4 protein-coding genes are annotated in these 3,144 nt (G+C 33.6%); all 4 read right to left on the bottom strand.

Annotation, left to right across the window (positions count from 1 at the left end; translation table 11 throughout):
• Window positions 1–124: 124 nt before the first annotated feature.
• The 4 genes from HPS55_RS13885 to HPS55_RS13870 all read right to left on the bottom strand — a co-directional run bounded on the left by HPS55_RS13885 (window position 125) and on the right by HPS55_RS13870 (window position 3,028).
• Window positions 125–733, bottom strand: coding sequence for an SMI1/KNR4 family protein (locus tag HPS55_RS13885; protein WP_068960253.1), 609 nt, complete (start codon window positions 731–733; stop codon window positions 125–127).
• 79 nt (window positions 734–812) lie between these two features.
• On the bottom strand, window positions 813–1,397 hold the full coding sequence (locus HPS55_RS13880; protein WP_154956074.1) for a hypothetical protein: 585 nt from the start codon (window positions 1,395–1,397) through the stop codon (window positions 813–815).
• A gap of 91 nt (window positions 1,398–1,488) precedes the next feature.
• A complete protein-coding gene (locus HPS55_RS13875; protein ID WP_009129244.1) occupies window positions 1,489–1,920 on the bottom strand; it encodes an NTF2 fold immunity protein in 432 nt (143 codons plus the stop codon).
• Window positions 1,921–2,404: 484 nt separating this feature from the next.
• A complete protein-coding gene (locus HPS55_RS13870; protein WP_068960254.1) occupies window positions 2,405–3,028 on the bottom strand; it encodes a hypothetical protein in 624 nt (207 codons plus the stop codon).
• Window positions 3,029–3,144: the final 116 nt, after the last annotated feature.

Here is a 3,144-nt window from a genome sequence, read left to right as displayed (position 1 = left end):
AGTCATAAATAACTGAAAATCTCTACTTTTCTCCATTGTATTTAATTTTGATGATGATAAAATCTTTGGCTTACCTTATCGCACTGTTATTGGTAATGGCTTGGAAAGGAACACCGTTCAGGGGTTATCTTTCCTTGTTAGATGTTTCTTTGTTTTTCCATTTTTGCATAAGTGATAACAAGTCATTGGAATATTCAACCGATGTAATTCTTGGTGTTTTTTCTAATATCCTGTTTTCTTCTGTATGCTTACATAGGTGTAGGAAATAGTCTTTTAATGAATTTGCAATCTTAATCTGTGATTGTTCATTATCAGAAAAATCATGTGAAATGAAATACACAGATTGTTCACTGATATTTAATGCAATGTAATCACCCGGAGTAGCTTCCGCAAACGGCAAGAAATCGTGTCCGAAAATATCCGAATTATTCTCTAATATATCCAGTAGATATAAGGATGCTTCTTGACATAAAGAGAGGAATTGACCAAACTCTAAGAATGTGGAATTTCCCAGTATAGGAATGTTTGTCGTTACATTAAAACCAACTTCATCATTAAAGCCATGTCCCTGATACTTTTTTAGGATATTCCACAAGAGTTTGGGAATATCTCTTTTCAGATACTCTTCGATTAATTTAATCTCGTCATTAAATATCCGAGTATCTAATAAGTTCTCTTGGCTTACATTGTATAGTCCGCCAAGACTATTGAAATGGTTGAATATTGCTTTCATATCACTTGCATATTACATCTAATGGGATGCAGCTTGCCGCCGTTTAGGCGGAACAGGTGCTTGTTAGGCGATTATTTAATCACGATTTACCAAAGTCATACTTTTTAGGATTATGAATTGAATTAACAAGTACAGAAGCACTTTGGGCAATATTGCTATTCGTTGACTTTGCTAAATCTTCAAACAAAGAAATATTCTGTTGAATTAAATCTATTGTACTTCTCTGCATGAAATTTCGGTCTATGGATTTGAATGTTTTTATGTAATCGGCATCCATTGTTCCGTCAAAATCTCTATCAAAGAGGTTTGATTTAATTTTCTCATATTTCATCAGATTGCCTTTGGTCGGATTATAATTGGTTGCAATATCGACCTGCATATTATAATTTGCAGCTTCAAAAAGCACATTTATGTTCTGTAACAATATGTCTTGATTCGATTTGTTTTCCATAAGTAAACAGATATAGAATTTAAGTCCCCAAGGGGTAATTCTATATAGTGTGTCCTGACATTCAAGCCTATCAATCACATATTGATAATCCGACATTTCAGCTGTATTGTTGAACATCTTTATAAAGATGCCTTTTAAGCCGATTGAATTGGTTTCATATACTGTGGCAAATCTATTCCACGGAAAATTGCTCATGCACTTTAAGAAATCCATAACATAATATTTTTTTGTTTTACTATTTTGCGCCTAATGGTTTGACAAGGAGCTGCGTTTAGCAGCTAACTTGGCTTGTTACCAATATAATTTATAGGGAAACAGATAGCCATTTTTGCTTCCATGAAGAATATCTTTTCTTAGAATCCAAAAGCCATTTGCCTTTTTTAAACAAGAATATGTATTGCTTCTTTTCCTGCATAGGCACTTCTCTGTATGTGTGAACTACAATTCTGTCCTTTCCTTCTTCTACAATATCGGTTATTTTCTCTTCATCAATATCATATTCATAAGAACCTTCATTGCCATAAGATATAGTAGTAGGTCTGCTATTCTTGCGTTCACGAGAAGTGCAGTAGTTCAAAAAGATTTTTGATACCAATTCTTTTTGCTTGTTAAACTGTTCTTCGAATGAAAGTTCATTCTGCTTTGCAATATCATTACACATCACTTCCCACTCGTGCATATTCTGCATGAATTGAAGCAATAAATTCTGTATAGTTTCTTTTAGTTCTGTTTCCATATCTGTTCTATATTATTGGTAATGGTTTAGCAGGGAACGGCTTGCCCGTTATCCTGCTTCGTTAATGGTATATTTATATTTTTCCTTTGCTATAAAAAGCCTCTAAAACAAAGAGAAACAACGAAAGGAAAATATATAATATAAGTATCAATAGATTATTTTTATTAGGCTTTTCATTAAACTTATCTATGACTGTTTTATACCTTTTGTGCCAATAGAAACGAACACATAAAAGAATGAATATAAGCCCCAAAGACACATAATACATCGTTTCGGTTGGATATGGCGCAATTTTATATTGTTCCAATACTCCCCATATTGTGTGAATATTGCAATTCAGAAATATGGTAAGAAATAATAAAGCCGCATAAACAGCTATTTCGGGAATAGAACTGTATTTCCATAGCCTATAAAATTTGAAAAATAAATAATCTATCATACCTAATTACCATTAATGTTTAGCGGGGAACGCTGTGAAGCGTTATCACGCTTTGTTAGTTGCATCGTTATTGTTATTATCTACCCATGCTTTGATTTCATTTGGAAAATGTTTATGAAACATTCTTATCCACAACTCATCGTTACACTTGTCGGGAATACAAGCATGAATGCACTCAAACCACTGGTCCCACATCCAATCAAAATCATCTTTCGGCATCATCATCCAAAGCAGAAAATCTTTCGGTTCCCAATCAGATAATTTCATAATATCCTTTTGCAGAACCTTACGCATGGATTGAAGTTGCTCTGTTGCTTCTTGACTGGTTATTTTTCCTTTCCAAAAATCAACAGCCGAGTGTGCAAAGTCATTTATCTGTTGGATAGTAGCATTAGGAAAATATTGTTTATCCAAATGCTCTACCATATCTTGCATAAAACATATTCGACGTTGATGCCATTGATGTTGGTCGTCATCTTCTATTTCATCTAAGATATACTTTGCCAACACTATAATTGCATCAATTCCATGATTTTCTATTTTACCCCATTCGGTAGTATTCCAATCTGCTTGTGTTTTCACTTTATCATAGCAGACAGGGCATACTCCGTTTGGTAGAGTTATGGAATGTTTTCTGCAAATAGGGCATATTTTATCAACATTTTCCATTCTATTTGATTTTTAATTTGCAACTAATGGTTAGCAGGGAACGGCTCGTCCGTTATCCTGCGTTGTTAGCTGTATTTTAGTCAAAAGTCATGTAACACAAACAGACTTTTAACAAG

It is taken from the genome of Xylanibacter rodentium, assembly GCF_013166575.1.
Classification (GTDB): Bacteria; Bacteroidota; Bacteroidia; order Bacteroidales; family Bacteroidaceae; genus Prevotella; species Prevotella rodentium.
This window is presented reverse-complemented; position numbering and strand designations above follow the sequence as displayed.